General features: G+C 67.9%; 1 protein-coding gene. It reads left to right on the forward strand.

Translation table 11 applies throughout. From position 1 onward, the window contains the following. Nucleotides 1–48: 48 nt before the first annotated feature. Nucleotides 49–552, forward strand: a 504-nt coding sequence (locus EOC06_RS20585) for an amidohydrolase (RefSeq protein WP_245469853.1), incomplete at its 3' end; no start/stop codon positions are given.

The following is a 552-nucleotide window of genomic DNA, read 5'->3' on the forward strand; positions in this document are numbered from 1 at the left end:
CTCAGGGGCAGGCTCGGCGCTGGTCGCAGTCTTGGCATCCGAGCCGACATGGACGCCCTGCCGATGACCGAGGCGCGGCCGCTGCCGCATGCATCCCGCATTCCCGGGAGGATGCATGGCTGCGGCCATGACGGTCACACGACGATGCTGCTCGGCGCAGCCTCGGCGCTTGCCCGCTCGCCCGACTTCGCCGGCACCGTGCATTTCATTTTCCAACCGGCCGAGGAGGGTCGAGGTGGGGCACTCGCCATGCTGAATGAGGGCCTTTTCGAGCGTTTCCCCTGCGATGAAGTCTTCGCGCTGCACAATTGCGAACGGCCGCTGGGCGAGATCGCCGTCCACCGCGGAACGGTGGCCGCGGCGGCCGATCGCTTCGAGATGGTCGTCCATGGAAGAGGCGGCCACGCGGCGATGCCGCATCTGGCGATCAATCCACTCCCCGTCGCCGCGCGCATCCTGCTGGCGATAGAAGCCCTGCCCGGTCGCCTGACCGATGTGCACTCTCCGGCAATCGTCACCGTTGGCAGCCTGCGCGCCGGCGAAGCCTTCAAC

It is taken from the genome of Mesorhizobium sp. M7A.F.Ca.MR.362.00.0.0 (genome assembly GCF_004023175.1).
Lineage (GTDB): Bacteria > Pseudomonadota > Alphaproteobacteria > Rhizobiales > Rhizobiaceae > Mesorhizobium.